The sequence below is a fragment of the Spirillospora sp. CA-142024 genome (genome assembly GCF_050942325.1).
Taxonomy (GTDB): Bacteria; Actinomycetota; Actinomycetes; order Streptosporangiales; family Streptosporangiaceae; genus Spirillospora.
Map to the genome: position 1 here is coordinate 7,827,017 of NZ_CP192077.1, position 16,724 is coordinate 7,843,740.

Consider the following 16,724-nt stretch of genomic DNA (forward strand, 5'->3'; position numbering starts at 1 on the left):
TCCGGGCCGACGTGAAGCCGGAAACCGATGACCTACCGTGCAGGCATGAGCACTTCAGCGCCGCACGGCCCAGGTCACGGCGGAGGGGCGCCCCCGCACGTCCTGGTCCGGCCGCACTGGCCGCGGCCCGCCGCGTGGCCGGTATGGGTCGTCCCGCTGCTGCTCGCCATCGTCCAGGTCATGGGCTCGCTGGGCGCGCAGCGGGACCGCCCGTCCGACGGGGCCGAAGGCCCGCCCTGGGGGCACGGCGACGGCACCACCATCGGCCACACCGATCTGGACGTGCTCGGCTTCGCCCTTCTCCTGGGCGGACCGGCCCTCCTCCTGCTGCGACGCCGGTATCCGGTGTTCACGGTGAGCGCCATAGCGGCCGTGACGGCCCTGTACTTCCTGCGTGCCTACACCTACGGTCCGGCGCCCCTCGCCCTGCTCGTCGCGATGATGGCCGCGGTCGTCGCCGGGCACCGGCTGGTGGTCTGGGCCGGGACGGGCCTCGGCCTCGCGGCGTTCTTCACGCTGACCGCGCTGATCGGCGTCCCGGCCGCCGAACGGGGCCAGGACGGCCTGTTCCCGGTGGAGGAGCCGACCCTCGACTGGTCGAGCATCGCCGTCGGCTGGGCGCTGGTCGTGCTCGTCACCGCCGAGCTGATCCGGATGCGGGCGCAACGGGCCGCCGAGACCGCCCGCACCCGCGCCGAGGAGGAACGCCGCCAGGCGAGCGAGGAGCGGCTGCGGATGGCCCGCGAGCTGCACGACGTCCTCGCGCACAACATCTCGATGATCAACGTGCAGGCGGGCGTGGCGCTGCATCTGATGGACGAGAACCCCGAGCAGGCCCGTACCGCGCTCGCCGCGATCAAGGAGGCCAGCAAGGAGGCGCTCACCGAGATGCGCGGCGTGATCGGCGCGCTGCGGGCGCAGGGCGAGACCGCGCCCCGCGCCCCCACCGCGGGGCTGGACCGGCTGGACGACCTGCTCGCCCGCGCGCGGTCCGCCGGGCTGCGGGTCGAGGCCGAGACCACCGGGGACCGGCGGCCGCTGCACGCGGGCACCGACCTCGCCGCGTTCCGGATCGTCCAGGAGTCGCTGACCAACGTGACCCGTCACGCCGGTCCCGGCCCGGTGACGGCGTGGGTCCGGATCGCCTACGGTGAGCACGAGATCGTGGTGGAGGTCGAGGACGACGGCCGGGGCGTGTCCCCGCTGGACGACCGTCCGGGCGGCAGCGGGATCCGCGGCATGCGGGAGCGGGCCGCCGCGCTCGGCGGCGCGTTCGACGCCGGTCCGCGGCCCGGCGGCGGGTTCCGGGTGCGGGCGCGGCTGCCGCTGGACGAGGCGCCGGACACCGCGGCCGACGAGACGGCCACGCCCGGAAGGGGTGCGCAGTGATCAAGGTGATGCTGGCCGACGACCAGGTGCTGGTGCGGGCCGGGTTCCGGGCACTGCTGGACGCGCAGTCCGACATCGAGGTCGTCGGCGAGGCGAGCGACGGCGAGGAGGCGGTGGCACAGGCCCGCCGGCTGCGTCCCGACGTCATCCTGATGGACATCCGGATGCCGGGCCTGGACGGCCTGGAGGCGACCCGGCGGATCGCGTCCGACGAGCGCCTCGACGGCGCGAAGATCGTGATTCTCACCACGTTCGAGCTGGACGAGTACGTGTTCGAGGCGCTGCGCGGCGGCGCGAGCGGGTTCCTGGTCAAGGACACCGAGCCGGTGGAGCTGATCCACGCCGTCCGGGCCGTCGCGGACGGGGACGCGCTGCTGTCGCCGAGCGTGACCCGGCGGCTGATCGCCGAGTTCGCCGCGCGGGCCAAGGAACCGGCGCCCTCGCCCCGCCTGAACGCGCTCACCGAGCGGGAACGGGAGGTCATGGCGCTCGTCGGGGAGGGCCTCTCGAACGAGGAGATCGCCGCCCGCCTGGTGGTGAGCCCTGCCACCGCGAAGACGCACGTCAGCCGCACGATGGTCAAGCTCGGCGCGCGGGACCGGGCCCAGCTGGTGGTGTTCGCATACGAGTCGGGACTGGTCAAACCGGGCTGGCTGCCCTAGAAATCTACACTGCGGCCATTCGCTGTCGCCGCACGCAGGTACATGACAGGGTGGACGGCGCAGACCGTCTCCGACGCGAGGGAGTCCGGTGCCGAACGAGACGAGGATTCTGGCGGTCGACGACCGCGAGGAGAACCTCACGGCCCTCGCGGCCGTGCTCGACGCCCTGCCCGTCCAGGTCGTGCCCGTCACCTCCGGCCAGGCCGCCCTGAAAGAACTGCTGAACGACGAGTTCGCGCTGATCCTCCTGGACGTCGTGATGCCGGAGATGGACGGCTTCGAGACCGCGGAGCACATCAAGTCCCGGCCGCGCACCCGCGACGTCCCGATCATCTTCCTCACCGCGGGCGGCGACGCCGGTGAGCAGGCGTACCGCGGATACGCGGCCGGTGCCGTCGACTACCTCACCAAGCCGTTCGACCCGTGGCTGCTGCGCGCGAAGGTGTCGGTCTTCGTGGAGCTGCACCGGCGCAACCTGCGGCTCAAGCAGCAGGCACGGCTGCTGCGCGAGACGCTCGACGCGGACGGGAGCGAGGGCGAGGACGCCACGTCGGGCTGCGACCGGCTCCTGTCGGCCCTCGACGGCCGGCTCGCCCGGGTCGAGGAGGACGTCGCCCGGCTGCGGTCCGGCGAGCCCGCCGACCGGCTGGAGGCCCATCTCGCCGATCTGCGGACGGCACTGGACGCCCTGTCCGCCGGCGGCTGACCCCGTCGCCACCCCCGCGGCTACGGGCTTTCCCGGCCGTCAGTGACTACTTATCGTAGTCGGTTTCGGCGTGCTCCCGGCTCCGTCCGGGTCGGCCCGTTTCTGGATCTTGCAGGCCAGCCGTGTCGGATTCTTTACCTTTCAGAACGCTTGGGGGGTTTGTCGCAAGTAAGTACTTGGGGGTAACTTGCACTCTGCGTCACGTCAGTGACCCGCGTCACCGAGGTCCTTCCCGGACCACGACCCCCCGGAGTGAGCCCATGACCCCCTCGTCCGACGCCGCCCTCGGGCGCGTCCGCTGGAAGCGGTTCGCCGCCGTCGCCGCCCCCGCCGCGATCGGCGCCGGCGCCCTGGTCTTCATGACCGCGCAGGGCTCGATCGCCTCCTCGTTCGCCGTCTCCGGCAGCAGCTTCAAGGTGAGCGCCGACTCGCTCAGCGGGCAGGGCTTCGTCCAGTACGGCGGGATCGACGCGGGCAAGAACGGCGACAAGCACCCCGTGCAGATCTCCGGCATCAGGTCCGCGCAGATCCGCAACATGTGCCAGTCGGTGAAGGTCGGCCCGTTCACGCTGCGGCTGACCGCCGGCACCGGCGCCGACCCCGTCGAGGCCCGCGACCTGGTCCTGGACGTGGAGCAGCTGAACGCCGACGCCCAGTTCTCGAACATCGAGATCGGCCGGGACGCGAGCACCCTGGACAAGGGCCCGTCCGGCTCGCAGGGCGCGGCAGGCATGTTCGGGCAGCAGGCGTCCCGCATCGAGCTGAAGAACGTCAGGCAGGTCGCGTGGGCGACCACCGCGGGGACCTTCAAGCTGAGCGACCTCAGCATGAAGCTCGGCGGCGAGTGCTTCTGAGGCCATGACCTTCCACCCCGCGCACCCCGGCCCTCCCGCCCCGCGCACGCCGCGCGGATTCCGCCGCTGGCGGCGGACACGCCCCTTCTGGGGAGGCGTGTTCGCCGTCCTCGGCGGCGCCGAGCTGATCGCGATCCCGCTGGCCCCGATGCCGCTCGTCGTCCACCAGGGCATGGCCGGGGTGGCGAGCTGGCTGATCGGCGCGCTGCTCGTCACCGCGGGCGCGCTGATGTGGTTCCAGCCCGCCCACCGCAGCTTCTACGGCATCCTCGCCGTGCTGCTGTCGCTCGCGTCGTTCCTCACGTCCAACTTCGGCGGGTTCCTCGCCGGGCTGCTGCTGGGCGTGCTCGGCGGCGCGCTCGGCTTCGCCTGGTCCCCCGCGCCCGACCGGCCCCGCACCGAGCCCCCGCCACGGGGCCGCCGCGGCACGCACTCCGCGTCCCGTGGCGGACGCCTGACGGCTCTCGCGATCCCCGCCGTCCTGGGGTTCCACCTGATCAGCCCGTCCCCGTCCCCCTCGCCCTCAGCCTCGGCGACGCCGTCCCCGCAACCGAGTGCCGACGCGACGTCCACCCCCACACCCACGCCCACACCCACGGCCACCTCTGCGCCCACGCCCACCTCCACGCCGACGCCCACGCCTGCCAAGGAGGCGGGCACCGGGCCGCGCACCTACACCGACTCCAGCACTCTGCGCGCCAGTTCGTTGACGATGTCGGGGCTCAGCTATGGCGGGGTCGCGTCGCTGCCATCGGCGGGCGGGACGGTGAAGGCGCTGAAGTTCACGATGTCCAAGGCCGTCCTGAAGGACGTGGACCAGACGGCCGTGCACGGCGGGACCACCACGCGCACCCGGACCGGCGACCTCGCGCTGAGCGGCGACGTCGTCATGTACACGACGAAGCTGTCGTCCAAGCTCCTGGGGATCCCGACGACGTTCACCCCGGAGGCACCGCCGCCGCTGACGCTGCCCTACATGGTCATGACGGACGTGGTGTCCGAGCAGCCCGCCGTCACCGCGGACGGCGCGCAGATCACCGGCCTCGCCGTCACGAGCGCCTGATCCTGGTCGAGGGCGGCCGAGCGCAGCTTGCCGCGCAGGATGAACGCGCCCAGCAGCACCGCCGCCACGACGAGGATCACCGCGATCGTGACGATCAGCAGGGTCTTGCGGCGCTCCCCGCCGCCGGGACGGTCGTGCGCGGACGGCGGCGGAGGCTGCTGCCAGTTCGTGTACTGCTGCGGCTGCTCCCACGGCGGGGGCGTCTGCGGCGGAAGGCCCGGATGCGGCCCCTGCGCGGGAAGCTGGGACGGGGGCGGGGTCCACTCCGTCTCCAGCAGCGTCCGCACCTCCTGGTCGTGCCCGGACCGCGGCGGAGGCGGGTAGTGCGAGCTCTTCTGCTCCTGGAAGCGGCCGGTATCGCGGCGCGTGACCGGATCGAGATCGCCCGGGTCGCGGCGGGTCACCGGATCGAGGTCGCCTGGATCGCGGCGGGTCCGCTGGTCGAGGTCGTCCGGGTCCAGGACGGTCTCGGACGCGCTTTCCGGCAGGTAGCGGGCGGACGGCTCGTCCGTCACCGTCTCGTTCGCCCGCGGCGGCGCCGGCAGGGGCATGGTCGCGACCCGGGTGAGCAGCGGCTGCGCCTGCACCGCCGTCATCCGGCGCGCGGGCTCGCGTACCAGCAGGCCGTCCAGCACCTGGGCGAGCGGACCGGCGTTCCGGGCCGGCGGGACGGGCTCGGTCAGCGCGGCCTGCAGCGACGACATCGCGTCCGACCGCTCGTAAGGGGACCGGCCCTCCACGGCCGCGTAGAGCGTCGCGCCGAGCGACCAGAGATCGGACGCCGGCACGGCGCGCTCGCCCTGCACCCGCTCGGGCGGGATGTAGGCGGGCGACCCCATGACCAGGCCCGTCTGCGTGAGCGTCGAGTCGCCCTCCATCTGCGCGATGCCGAAGTCGGTGAGGACGACCCGCCCCGCGTCGGTGATCAGCACGTTGCTGGGCTTGACGTCGCGGTGCAGGATGCCCTTCTGGTGGGCGTGCTGGAGGGCGCCGAGCATCTGCACCCCGATGTCGGCGACCCGGCGGTGCTCCATCGTGCCCTGCTCGATGATGTCCTGAAGAGACGGCGCGAGCACCAGCTCCATCACGATCCAGGGCCGGTCCGACTCCTGGACCACGTCGTGGACGGTCACCACCCCGGAGTGGTTCAGCCGCGCCGACGCCCGCGCCTCCCGGAACGTCCGCTCGTACAGGACGCCGCGCTCGGCCTCGCTCAGCCCCGGCGGGAACACGACCTCCTTGACCGCCACCTCGCGGCCGAGCATGACGTCGAAGGCGCGCCACACGGTGCCCATGCCGCCTCGGCCGACCACCGAGTCGAGGCGGTATCGGTTACCGAGCAGACGTGCCTGTGCCATTTCTAGACGGACTCCCCACTGGTCATCCCACCCCGGAGGGACGGAACGTGTCGAGCACATTCTTCACGAGTGTCTCGTGCTCGTTCCACTGGGACGCGGGTACCGCCACCACGACGGCGTACGGCTGACCATTGATGATCACGCCCCGGTCGCGGGCGCGCGTTACGCCGGACCTGGACCAGGTGAACTCGATGTCGGCCGCGGGCTGCCCGGCGACGGTGGTGCGGGTGATCTCTCCGATCCGCTGGAAGTTCTGCAGCTTCCCGTCCGCGATGGCCTCCTGCTCCCAGGTGACCCAGTGCTCGTACGGGTCGCCGGACCAGACCGTCCGGTCGACCTGAACGTACGCGCTGGACGCGGGGTCGGTCCAGACGACGCTGTTGCCCTGCACGGAGCGCCGCCACCCGCGCGGGACCCCGATCGTGTAGCCGGGGCCCGCGGCCGGGGTGAGCCCGGCCGGCAGGGGTGTCGCGTTCGAACTCGGCGAAGAGGTGGGCGAGGAGGCCGGCGTACCCGATGTCGCGGGCGTGACCGGAGCGGACGTCCGCCCGCCGGCCACCGGTGACCCCGACTTGCCCGTCCCGCCGCCGGCCGAGCCGTCCGGCCAGAAGACGAACGCGGCGGCGGCGAGGACGGCGGCCGCCACGACGACACCGGCGAGGATCGGCACCGCCGGGGACTTCTTCCGCGGCGTCGCGGGCGCCGTGTACCCGGGCGTCCACTGCTGCGGGCCCGGCGGGTACTGCGTCGGCATGTCCGGGACCGGGACGGGCACGGGGACGGGCTGCTCCGGCAGGAGGGCGGTCCGCGGTCCGCCGCCGCCGTCCCCCGCCGTCGCCTCGTTCGCCGTGGCCGGCACGGGGGCCAGGCCCGCGGCGTGGCCGGCGGCCACCGCCTTGAGCGCCTCCTCCGCCCGGTCCCCGCTCATCCGCCGGACCGGGTCGCGTTCCAGCAGGCCGGTGAGGACGGGCGCGAGCGGCCCCGCGTTCTTCGGCGGCGGGACGTCCTGCGTCATCACGGCCGCGAGCACGGCCATCGCGTCGCTGCGGTGGTGCGGCGCCTTCCCCTCGGTCGCCGCGTACAGGGTGGCGCCGAGCGCCCACAGGTCGGACGCCGGGATCGCCGGGTCGCCGTTCACCCGCTCCGGCGACATGTACGCGGGCGACCCCATGAGCAGCCCGGTGCCGGTCAGCGTCGCGTCGCCCGCCATCTGCGCGATGCCGAAGTCGGTGAGGACGGTGCGGTCGTCCGCGGCGACCAGCACGTTCGCGGGCTTGACGTCGCGGTGCAGGATGCCGATCGCGTGCGCCGCCCGCAGCGCGCCCGCGATCTGCCCGCCGATCGCCGCGACGCGGGCGGGCGGCAGCGGCCCGTCCTCCTCCACGATCTCCTGGAGAGAACGGGCCCGCACCAGCTCCATGACGATCCATGGCCGGTCGTCCTCGTCCACGACGTCGTGTACGGTCACGACGCCCGGATGGTTCAGCCGCGCCGAGGCGCGCGCCTCGCGGAGCGTCCGGCGGTGCCGGTTCTCCCGCTCGTCGTCGCTCAGCCCGGCGGGCAGGACGACCTCCTTGACCGCGACCTCCCGGTCGAGGGTCTCGTCGCGGGCGCGCCAGACGGTGCCCATACCGCCGCGTCCGACGACCGATGCGAGCCGGTACCGACCGGCGAGCAGCCGCCCTTCCATCAGGCGTCCGCGGGCTTGAAGAACCGGTAGACCGGCTGGAGGTCGGAGAACACCTTGTCCCAGTCGTCGTCGGGGGCACGCAGCAGGATCGCGTAGCCGTGCCCGTTCGTCACGAAACCGCGGTTGAGGATGTGCACCCGGCCGCCGTCGCCGTCGTAGGTGAACTCCCAGTCCGCGGACTTGTCGCCGTTCCCGGTGTCGGGCACCGGCGGCTGGTCGCCGGTCGGCTCGATCTTGATCTTCCGGTAGCCGGGAAAGCCGGAGCCGCCCCGTTCCTGCCGCCGCCAGTCCGCGATCGCGCTCTCGCCGGGTTCGTCGGTCTGGTCGATCTGGAGGTAGGTCTTGCGGCCCGGCGCGTAGTAGAAGTCGCCGCCGTTCTTGCGTTCGGGCCCGCTCCAGCCCGCGGGGACCGGCACCGAGTAGCCGCTGTCGTCCTTGTGCGTCGTGAACCCGGCGGGCAGGCCCGTGCTCGGCTTCCCGGACGTGGCGGGCGCGGACGGGCTCTTCCCGGCGGTCGACGGGGTCGTCGCGCCCTGCTTGCGGGCGTCCCGCCCGTTCCCGTCCCCGCCGTTCGCCAGCGCGATGCCCGCGACCACCAGGATGATGATCAGCACGACGGCCGCGACGATCAGCACGTTCCGGTTGGACGCGAGCGCGGGACGTCCAGCGGGCTGGTGGGTCGTCGGCGGGAAGTGGGTGGCCGGCCCGGTCTCGGGCGGGCCGGCGCTCGCCAGCGTGGCCTGCGCGGCGGGCTCGGTGCGCGGGCCGGACCGCCACGACCTGACCCGGTCGGGGTCGGGCGCGGTCTCGGCGGGGTTCGCGGTCTCCGGCCGGCCCGGCGGGGCCATCGGGAGGTCGAAGCTGGTCAGCTGGTCCGGCCGTGCGCCGGCGTCCGCCGGGGCCGGCGCGTCGCCGGACGGCTCCGGTGCGGTCGACTGCGGGCCGGGCAGTTCTTCCAGCGGGAACTCGACGGCCATCGTGCGCTGGGTGTCGATGGTCTCCTGCCGGACGATGTCGTCCAGCAGCGCGCCGGCCTCGATCGCGTCCATCCGCTGGTCGGGGCCCTTGCGCAGCAGCCCCTCGATGACCGGGACGAGCCGGCCGCCCTTCTCCGGCGGGTCGGGCTCGTCGGAGATCACCGCGACCAGCGCGGCCATCGGCTCGGGACGCTCGAACGGCGACTTGCCGTGCAGCATCGCGTACAGCGTGACGCCGAGCGACCACAGGTCGGAGGCGGGGCCGGCGACGCGGCCGCGGGCCCGCTCCGGCGCGATGTAGGCGGGCGAGCCCATGACCAGCCCGGTCTGGGTGAGGGTGGCGTCGCCGGAGGCGGTGGCGATGCCGAAGTCGGTGAGCACGGCGCGCTCACCCGTCCGGCCGGTTCCGGTGATCAGCACGTTGCTGGGCTTGACGTCGCGGTGCAGCACCCCGGCACCGTGCGCGGCGTGCAGCGCGGCGAGCATCTGCCGGCCGATCTCCGCGGCGCGGCGCGGCTCCAGCGGCCCATCCTGCTTGATCACCTGGTCCAGGGAGCGCGCCTTGATCAGCTCCATGATGATCCAGGGCCGGTCGTCCTCCTCGACGACGTCGTAGACGGTGACGACGCCGGGGTGACCGAGCCGGGCCGCGGTACGGGCCTCACGGAACGTGCGCTTATGGTGTACGGCGCGTTCCTCATCGGTGAGACCATGCGGGAGGATGACCTCCTTCACCGCAACGTCACGACCGAGGACCTCATCGTGCGCCTGCCAGACCGTACCCATGCCGCCACGCCCGACCTGGGTCACCAGGCGGTAGCGGCGGGCGAGCAACCGCCCGCCGGTGGGTTCATTTGGCATATCCGCGACCATATCGACTTTTGCTGACAATCTTGGACCAAGCTTGCAAGCCACATCCCCCTACCCGTACGACGCCCGGCACCGCCTGGAGGTTCGCCTCCGGACGGGCCCGGCGGGCACGTCCGGACGGAAGCGCGAACGACGTGACACCCGGTAGAAAGGGGACCATGACGGAGCAGGGCCCTAAGGGCGGCCTGCGGGGCGAGTGGGGCCGGCTGATCCAGGCCGCGCCGACGATCTTCTTCTGGTACACCCGTCTCTCCGGGATCCTGTCGCTGCTCGCGTGGGTCTCCTATGGTCTCATCCTTGAGATAGCCGATATCTGGGCGCTGCGCTGGATCGGATACCTCGGCTGGTTCCCCAGCGTCCCCATCGGCATGCTGTGGATCCTGCTGTCGATGGGCGTCCGGCGGCGCAAGAAGGCAGCATGGCGGATCCTCGTGCTGATCTTCTGCCTGCCGACCGCGCTGGGCGTCACCGCCGTCCTGACGACGCTGTTCAACCCGGACAAGCCGACCCCCGTCGGCCTGATCGTCACCGCCGGCGTGTACCTCGCCGTGCTCGGCCTGCTGATCGCCGCGCGCGGCCAGTTCACCACGCTGCCGGACCGGGCCAACCGGCGGCTCGCCACCCTCGTCTTCACCAGCCTCCTGGTCGTGACCTGCGGAATCGGGACGTTCCTCGTCACCTTCACCGACCGCAACGCCAGCGGCGACTTCTGGACGCACCCGCTCTACGCGATCTCCCAGACCGTCCTCGGGCCGCGCGTCACCGGCAAGCCGATCAACGTGTCCGTGCCGTTCTGGGTGGACGCGATCCTGTGGGTCCTCGGCACCGGGCTGCTGATCGCCACGTTCTGGGCGCTGTTCAAACCGGGGCGGCGCGACCCCGTCCTCAGCCCCGCCGAGGAGCTGTCGGCCCGCGCGCTGCTCGCCGAGTACGGCGACCAGGACTCCCTCGGCTACTTCGCGCTGCGCCGCGACAAGGACGTCATCGTCGCCCCGAACGGTAAGGCGGCCATCGCCTACCGGGTCGAGGGTTCGGTCTCCCTGGCCAGCGGCGACCCGCTCGGCGATCCCGAATCCTGGGACCAGGCGATCGAGGCGTGGCTGGGCGAGTGCCGCGCGCACGCCTGGATCCCCGGCGCCGTCAGCCTCGGCGAGCGCGCCGCCCACATCTACAAGCGGCACGGGTTCGACGCCCTCGAACTCGGCGACGAGGCCATCGTCGACCTCACCGACTTCAACCTGGACGGACGGGAGATGCGGCAGGTCCGGCAGGCCGTCCGGCGGGTCGAGCGGGCCGGGTACACCGTCCGGATCCGGCGGCACTCGCAGATCCCCGGCTGGGAGATGGCCAAGCTGATCCGCAGCGCCGACGCGTGGCGCGGCGAGGAGACCGAACGCGGCTTCTCCATGGCGCTCGGCCGCCTCGGCGACCCCACCGACGGGCGCTGCGTCATGGTCGAGGCGTTCGACGCGCACGGGGAGCTGCGCGGCCTGCTCAGCTTCGTGCCGTGGGGCCGGACCGGCCTGTCGCTGGACCTGATGCGCCGCGACCGGCTCGCCGAGAACGGCCTCAACGAGTACATGGTCGCCAAGCTCGCCGAGAAGGCCGCCGCCGTCGGCGCGCAGCAGCTGTCGCTGAACTTCGCGATGCTGCGCTCGGCGTTCGAGCGCGGCTCCCAGATCGGCGCGGGGCCGGTCGCGCGGCTCTACTACCGGTTCCTGTCGTTCGCGTCGAAGTTCTGGCAGCTGGAGTCGCTGTACCTGTCCAACGCCAAGTACCTCCCGGACTGGCGTCCCCGCTTCATCTGCTACCAGCAGGGGCGGCACCTCGTCCGGCTGGGACTCGCCTACGCCCGCGCCGAGGGGTTCCTGCCGAGCTTCAACCGCCCCAAGCTGGACCGGGCCGCCGCCATGGTGCCGTCCACCGACCTCGTCGACAAGATCAAGGAGATCGAGGAGGCCGCGGACGCGCGGCGCGCCCCGCAACGCCGGCTGTCGGAGCAGGAGCGGGTCCGGCACGCCAAGCTCGACCAGATCCGCACCGCCGGGATGGAGCCGTACGCGCTCGGCTGCGAGCGCACCGACTTCGCCGCCGGCATCCGCGCGCGGCATCCGGATCTCGCGCCCGACGCGCACACCGGCGACCGGGTGGCGGTCGCGGGACGGGTCGTGCTGGCCCGCGAGCACGGCCGGCTGATCTTCGTCACGCTGCGGGACGAGACCGCGGACCTGCAGGTCATGCTGACCGCGGACGCGCTGGGCGAGGAGTCGCTGCACCAGTGGAAGACGCTGATCGACCTCGGTGACCAGGTCGGCGTGGAGGGCGAGGTCGTCACCTCCCGTCGCGGGGAGCTGTCGGTGCTGGCCTCCTCGTGGAAGCTCGCCGCCAAGTGCCTGCGGCCGCTGCCGAACAAGCGGTCCGGGCTGTCGGACCCGGAGTCCCGCGTCCGGCAGCGGTACGTCGACTTCATCGTCAACGACGAGTCGCGGCGGATGCTGCGGATGCGCGGCGACGCCGTCGCCGCCGTCCGGGACGGCCTGCGCTCCCGCGGCTACCTGGAAGTCGAGACCCCGATGCTGCAGCCCGTGCACGGCGGCGCCACCGCCCGCCCGTTCACGACCCGCATCAACGCCTACAACATGCAGCTCTACCTGCGGATCGCGCCCGAGCTCTACCTGAAGCGCCTCCTCGTCGGCGGCGTCGGCCGCGTCTTCGAGCTGAACCGCAACTTCCGCAACGAGGGCGTCTCGCAGAAGCACAACCCCGAGTTCACGATGCTGGAGGCGTACGAGCCCTACGGCGACTACGACACGATGGCCGAGCTGACCCGCTCCCTCGTCGTGGACGCCTCCCTGGCCGCGCTCGGCACCACGCTGATCGTCCGGGACGGCGTCGAGTACGACCTCGCCGAGCCGTGGCAGGAGATCACCGTCTACGAGTCCGTCTCCAAGGCGCTCGGCGAGGAGCTCACCCCGGACACCGCGCTGCCGCGGGTCCAGGCGATCGCGGAGCGGCTGGGGTTGAACTTCGACCCGCAGTGGGGGCAGGGGAAGATCGTCCAGGAGCTGTTCGAGGCGCTCGTGGAGGAGCACCTGAAGGCGCCGACGTTCGTCCGCGACTACCCGGCGGAGACGTCCCCGCTGACCCGCCCGCACCGGGCCGACCCGCGCCTCGCCGAGAAGTGGGATCTCATCGTCTTCGGCCTCGAACTCGGCACCGCCTACTCCGAGCTGATCGACCCCATCCTGCAGCGCAGGCGGCTGACCGAGCAGTCGTTGCGGGCCGCGGGCGGCGACCCGGAGGCCATGGAGCTGGACGAGGACTTCCTGCGCGCCCTGGAGTACGCGATGCCGCCGGCCGGGGGCATGGGCATGGGCATCGACCGGCTGCTGATCACGCTGACCGGCCGCAGCATCCGCGAGACGATCCCGTTCCCGCTGGTGCGCCCGGGTTCCTAAAGGCTCCGCGGAACGGGGCGATATCCCTGCTCGGCGAGCCATTCACGCGCGGCTCCCCGCCGGGCGTCCTCGCTCTCCGGCAGGACGCCCGGCGGAATCGGCAGGCCGTTTCCCTCGATCTCCGGAAGAACGTCGCCGCGCTCCAGATCGAGGACGTGGAATCCGTCGTCCATGGCCGCGGCGACCGCGCCCAAATCGACGGGGAGCGATGCCAGCCCGGTCGGCGCGTTCACCCCCAGGGCGGCGCCCAGTTCCGCGGCCAATTCCGCGTCGCCCGGAAGACGGCGCCGATTCAGTTCCTCCAGGCATTCGCAGGCGAGATTCCGGACGTCGCGCCCTTGGGCGAGGGCCGCCGCGAGCACGTCCCCGGCGTACTGGAGAACGGGAGGCAGCGGGAGTCCCCGGAGCACCCCGGCATCTCCGAGACCCCGATGCGCGGCGGCCCGCAACCGCGCCAGGTCCTGCTCACCCCAAGCCCTCACGCAGACATTTGTACCGACATCCTCCGACAACGGCGGCGGATTCAACGAGACCGCTTGTCCTCCACGTGGACGACCGCGAGTTCGTGACCGTCCTGATCGCGCTTTGACCGGCCGAGAAGGCCCACGGCCAGATCGTTCGCCGCGTCCTCGACCTCGTCCGGGGCGACGTACGTGAGGATGTCGTTGTGGTGCCCGTAGACGGCCCACCCCGGCGCCGCGTCCAGATCGATCGTCCCGAAATCACCGGCCGGCGTGCCCCCGTGAACCGGCCCGTACTCGCGCAGCAGTTCCACCGCCTGCGCGCTCAGGTCGTCCTCGGGCTCCATCAAAATGACGCAGGTCCCGTTCGCGAATAGCACCCACGACTTCTCGTCGCCCTGAATGACGTCCCGCCAAACCTGAACCAGTTCCTCGGTCACCATGGGCGAGATTCTGCCGGTCTCCACCGACATCCGCTAACCGGTATCCGCCTCACGGCCCGAACGTGCTGGACTATGCCGGTGCACAAAAGGCTTCCGCGTCCCCACGCTCACGATGCCGGACCGGAACGCGATGGCCCTGGACGCCGCGGCCCGACGACCACGCGGATCGTGGCGGTGGTGGTCGCGGTGGCCTGCGCGATCGCCGGAGGTGCGGGGCTGGCGACGGCCGACAGGGGGATCGAGCGGCGGGCCACGGTGGTGGACGGGGTCCCGGTAGAGACGGTGCGGCCGGTTGGTGCGGGCGGCGGCCTGCCCGGTGTGGTGGTCGTGCATGGGCTTGCCGCGAGCAGGCAGCTCATGCGCGGTTTCGCGGACACGCTGGCGCGGCGCGGGTATGCGGTGGCGCTGGTCGATCTCGCGGGGCACGGGGCCAGCACGCGGCGGCTCCCCGGCGCCGGGGAGGGGTCCGCCGCCGATGCGCGGCTCGACCGTGACCTGGACGTCGCCGTCCGGCATCTGCGGGCCATGCCGTGGGTGGACGGAGGGCGCCTCGGCCTCGTCGGTCATTCGCTCGGGGCGGCCGCGGTCATCCGATACGCGACGGCGCATCCGCTGGTGGGGGCGACCGTCGCGATCTCGCAGGGGCAGATGGGCGTGCCTGCATCCGGGCCCCGGGATCTTCTGCTGATCGCCGGCGGCCTGGAGTTCGCCGGATACCGGGACGGCGCCGTCGGCGCGCTGCGCGACGCCTATCCGCAGGGGCGGCCCGGTGTGACGTACGGCGACCCTCGTGCGGGGACCGCCCGGCGGGCCGTGATCGTCGGCGGTGCCGAACATGTCGGCGTGCTCTTCAGCCCGCGCACCCACCGGGAGGCGGGCGCCTGGTTCGACGCGGCGTTCGGGCGCCACTCGGCGCCCGACGCTGGCGTGCGCGCCGTCCAGCGGGCCGGGTCGGCGATGCTGCTGTACCTGGCGGCCATGCTGAGCTTCGCCGCGATCGCCTCGGCGCTTCTGGGCCGCCCCTCGGGCGACCGCCCGGCCCGCCGCCTCTCATCGAAGCGCGCGGCGGCCGCCGCCACGGCCGCCGTGGTGGTGGCGGTGCCGGCGATGGGGATCCTGAGGCTGCCGCTGGCGGTGTCCGGTCCGCTCGCCGGGTTCTTCGGCGTCATCGGCGTGGTGACCCTTGCCTTCGCGAGGGGGCCCGGCTCGCCAGGTGGACGTCCGGCGCGACGGACGATCGTGGGCGCCGCGATTCTGGGCGTGCTGACCGTGGCGTCGTTCGCCGTGCCCGCGCAATTGGGCTGGGCGCATGCCGTACCGGTGGGCCCGCGGGCCTGGGTGCTCGTCCTGATCGCGCTCTGCACCGCGCTGTACTGCTTTGGTGTCGAGGCCATGTGCGCGGGGCATGGGCGTCTCGTCGCGATGGGGATTCACGCCTGGACGGCGATGGGCGTCCTCGCCGGCCTCTGCCTGGCCGTGCTCCTCGGGGTGGTCTCGTCGTTCGTGCTGCTGGTGTCGCCGCTGATCGCCGGTCTGCTGGTGTGGCAGGGCGTCCAGGCGGCGGCGCTCCGCGCGATCCAGGCTCCGGCATGGGTGACCGCCGTCGTCGGCGGCGTGCTCCTCGCCTGGCCGATCGCGATCACCATGCCGATCACCTGAGGGAAGATCACCCCGACCAGGGCGCGATGCGGAGGTCGTGGTCGGCATCGGGGGCGGCGAAGTCCAGGAGGAGGGCCGCCTCCTCCCGGACCGGCTGCTCGTCCGGGAGAGGCGCGAACAGTTCGATGGTCAGGGCGGCGTGGCCTGCTTTCCTGTCGTGCTTGAGCGTCCAAAGGCCGTGGACCCGGCCGTCGACCAGGAGGGCCGGGTGGGTGAGGGAGCCCACGCACACGGCCTTGCGCTGCTCGTCCGTCATCATGCGGCTGCGGTCGGCGTAGGCGAGGATCAGATTGTCGAAGGCCGGGAGGAAGCGGACGGGGGCGGGAACATCCGCGTCCGGCAGGGGCATGCCGGGCAGGTCGAAGAGTTCCGCCCCGTCTTCGTCCCTGTACGTCTGGAGGGACGGGCGAAGGTCGTCGAAGGCGGCTTCCATGCGCCGCATTCCGGACCACATCTGGAAGTCCTTGACGGAGGCCGGGCCGAATGCGGCCAGGTAGCGGCGGATCAAGTGTTCCGGCGTCTCCTTGCGAAGCGGCCGGCCGATCCATTCGTCCGCCAGGGCGAACGGGGTCGCGCCACCGGTGTTCCAGGTGCCGCTGGGCGGCGGGTGGACGACGGAGAGCAGCGCCTGGGACGACCAGCCGAGAGCCTGCAGGTCACGGCCGGGCCATCGCTCGGCCAGCGCGCGGGCCAGCTGAGGGCGGGTGAGGATGCGGCCGGCCAGGAGCCTCCGGGCCTCGGCGGCGAGTTCGTCCAGGTCCCAGTCCTTGGTGACGCCGCCGAACGCCGCCCGCCGGCCCCGCAGGAGGCTCTCCTGGACGAGGGGACGCACCCACAGGTAGTCGGCGGCCGCTGCCATGTGCTGCGTTCCGCGGAGGATCGAGCCGCGCACGGCCGACCGGTCGTAGAGGAGATCGGTGAGATCCTCGCGCCGGAACCCGTCCAGCCGCGTCCAGAGCCCGATGTAGGGCATGTTGGTCTCCTGCGCCTGTACCGCGACGAGCCGCTCGACCGCCTCCAGAGCGGACATCCCAGAGCGTTTCAGGAGGAGCTGCCGTTCGAGGGCCGCCCGGTTGAGCGTCCGGCGATCGAGCATCTGTGTCATGACCCCGCCTCAGGAAGAACGAACCGTCG

13 protein-coding genes are annotated in these 16,724 nt (G+C 72.5%); 7 read left to right on the forward strand and 6 right to left on the reverse strand.

Annotation, left to right across the window (positions count from 1 at the left end; all coding sequences use genetic code 11):
- Positions 1 to 45: 45 nt before the first annotated feature.
- From ACQPZP_RS37080 to ACQPZP_RS37100, 5 genes are all read left to right on the forward strand, one after another.
- A complete protein-coding gene (locus ACQPZP_RS37080; protein ID WP_433474334.1) occupies positions 46 to 1,389 on the forward strand; it encodes a sensor histidine kinase in 1,344 nt (447 codons plus the stop codon).
- A complete protein-coding gene (locus tag ACQPZP_RS37085; RefSeq protein WP_433464276.1) occupies positions 1,386 to 2,051 on the forward strand; it encodes a response regulator in 666 nt (221 codons plus the stop codon). Before ACQPZP_RS37080 ends, ACQPZP_RS37085 begins: the two co-directional genes overlap by 4 nt.
- A gap of 88 nt (positions 2,052 to 2,139) precedes the next feature.
- On the forward strand, positions 2,140 to 2,757 hold the full coding sequence (locus tag ACQPZP_RS37090; protein ID WP_433474335.1) for a response regulator: 618 nt from the start codon (positions 2,140 to 2,142) through the stop codon (positions 2,755 to 2,757).
- Between the two features lie 260 nt (positions 2,758 to 3,017).
- Positions 3,018 to 3,611, forward strand: a complete 594-nt coding sequence (locus ACQPZP_RS37095) for a DUF6230 family protein (protein WP_433474336.1) — start codon at positions 3,018 to 3,020, stop codon at positions 3,609 to 3,611.
- A 4-nt stretch (positions 3,612 to 3,615) separates the two neighbouring features.
- Positions 3,616 to 4,674 (forward strand): DUF6114 domain-containing protein, encoded by a 1,059-nt coding sequence (locus ACQPZP_RS37100; protein ID WP_433474337.1) that lies wholly within the window; start codon positions 3,616 to 3,618, stop codon positions 4,672 to 4,674.
- On the opposite strand, the gene ACQPZP_RS37105 is transcribed toward ACQPZP_RS37100, so the two are convergent.
- Genes ACQPZP_RS37105 through ACQPZP_RS37115 form a run of 3 tightly spaced genes read right to left on the reverse strand, consistent with a single transcriptional unit; the run spans position 4,584 to position 9,560 of the window.
- Positions 4,584 to 6,032: a protein kinase domain-containing protein gene (locus tag ACQPZP_RS37105; protein ID WP_433474338.1), complete on the reverse strand. Its 1,449-nt coding sequence runs from the start codon at positions 6,030 to 6,032 to the stop codon at positions 4,584 to 4,586. The genes ACQPZP_RS37100 and ACQPZP_RS37105 overlap by 91 nt on opposite strands.
- Positions 6,033 to 6,054: 22 nt before the next feature.
- Positions 6,055 to 7,722: a protein kinase domain-containing protein gene (locus ACQPZP_RS37110; RefSeq protein WP_433474339.1), complete on the reverse strand. Its 1,668-nt coding sequence runs from the start codon at positions 7,720 to 7,722 to the stop codon at positions 6,055 to 6,057.
- A complete protein-coding gene (locus ACQPZP_RS37115; protein ID WP_433474340.1) occupies positions 7,722 to 9,560 on the reverse strand; it encodes a protein kinase domain-containing protein in 1,839 nt (612 codons plus the stop codon). The genes ACQPZP_RS37110 and ACQPZP_RS37115 overlap by 1 nt, the downstream gene beginning before the upstream one ends.
- A gap of 167 nt (positions 9,561 to 9,727) precedes the next feature.
- Between ACQPZP_RS37115 and lysX the strand changes: the two genes are divergently transcribed.
- Positions 9,728 to 13,027 carry a bifunctional lysylphosphatidylglycerol synthetase/lysine--tRNA ligase LysX gene (gene lysX, locus ACQPZP_RS37120; RefSeq protein WP_433474341.1) on the forward strand — a complete coding sequence of 1,100 codons (3,300 nt, stop codon included), beginning with the start codon at positions 9,728 to 9,730 and terminating at the stop codon, positions 13,025 to 13,027.
- On the opposite strand, the gene ACQPZP_RS37125 is transcribed toward lysX, so the two are convergent.
- Together ACQPZP_RS37125 and ACQPZP_RS37130 are read right to left on the reverse strand one after the other, a co-directional pair.
- The gene (locus ACQPZP_RS37125; RefSeq protein ID WP_433474342.1) at positions 13,024 to 13,509 is read right to left on the reverse strand and encodes a hypothetical protein; all 486 of its coding nucleotides are present in this window, start codon (positions 13,507 to 13,509) and stop codon (positions 13,024 to 13,026) included. The genes lysX and ACQPZP_RS37125 overlap by 4 nt on opposite strands.
- A gap of 41 nt (positions 13,510 to 13,550) precedes the next feature.
- Positions 13,551 to 13,931, reverse strand: coding sequence for a hypothetical protein (locus tag ACQPZP_RS37130; RefSeq protein WP_433474343.1), 381 nt, complete (start codon positions 13,929 to 13,931; stop codon positions 13,551 to 13,553).
- Positions 13,932 to 14,099: 168 nt separating this feature from the next.
- Between ACQPZP_RS37130 and ACQPZP_RS37135 the strand changes: the two genes are divergently transcribed.
- Positions 14,100 to 15,590 (forward strand): dienelactone hydrolase family protein, encoded by a 1,491-nt coding sequence (locus ACQPZP_RS37135; protein ID WP_433474344.1) that lies wholly within the window; start codon positions 14,100 to 14,102, stop codon positions 15,588 to 15,590.
- Positions 15,591 to 15,597: 7 nt separating this feature from the next.
- Here ACQPZP_RS37135 and ACQPZP_RS37140 read toward each other — a convergent pair whose 3' ends face one another.
- Positions 15,598 to 16,695, reverse strand: coding sequence for a winged helix DNA-binding domain-containing protein (locus ACQPZP_RS37140; RefSeq protein ID WP_433474345.1), 1,098 nt, complete (start codon positions 16,693 to 16,695; stop codon positions 15,598 to 15,600).
- Positions 16,696 to 16,724: the final 29 nt, after the last annotated feature.

Bases quoted from the DNA above. Each gene is read 5' to 3' on its own strand.
- ACQPZP_RS37080 (WP_433474334.1), top strand. From the start codon at position 46: ATGAGCACTTCAGCGCCGCACGGCCCAGGTCACGGCGGAGGGGCGCCC.
- ACQPZP_RS37095 (WP_433474336.1), top strand. From the start codon at position 3,018: ATGACCCCCTCGTCCGACGCCGCCCTCGGGCGCGTCCGCTGGAAGCGG.
- ACQPZP_RS37100 (WP_433474337.1), top strand. From the start codon at position 3,616: ATGACCTTCCACCCCGCGCACCCCGGCCCTCCCGCCCCGCGCACGCCG.
- ACQPZP_RS37105 (WP_433474338.1), bottom strand. From the start codon at position 6,032: ATGGCACAGGCACGTCTGCTCGGTAACCGATACCGCCTCGACTCGGTG.
- ACQPZP_RS37110 (WP_433474339.1), bottom strand. From the start codon at position 7,722: ATGGAAGGGCGGCTGCTCGCCGGTCGGTACCGGCTCGCATCGGTCGTC.
- ACQPZP_RS37115 (WP_433474340.1), bottom strand. From the start codon at position 9,560: ATGCCAAATGAACCCACCGGCGGGCGGTTGCTCGCCCGCCGCTACCGC.
- lysX (WP_433474341.1), top strand. From the start codon at position 9,728: ATGACGGAGCAGGGCCCTAAGGGCGGCCTGCGGGGCGAGTGGGGCCGG.
- ACQPZP_RS37130 (WP_433474343.1), bottom strand. From the start codon at position 13,931: ATGGTGACCGAGGAACTGGTTCAGGTTTGGCGGGACGTCATTCAGGGC.
- ACQPZP_RS37140 (WP_433474345.1), bottom strand. From the start codon at position 16,695: ATGACACAGATGCTCGATCGCCGGACGCTCAACCGGGCGGCCCTCGAA.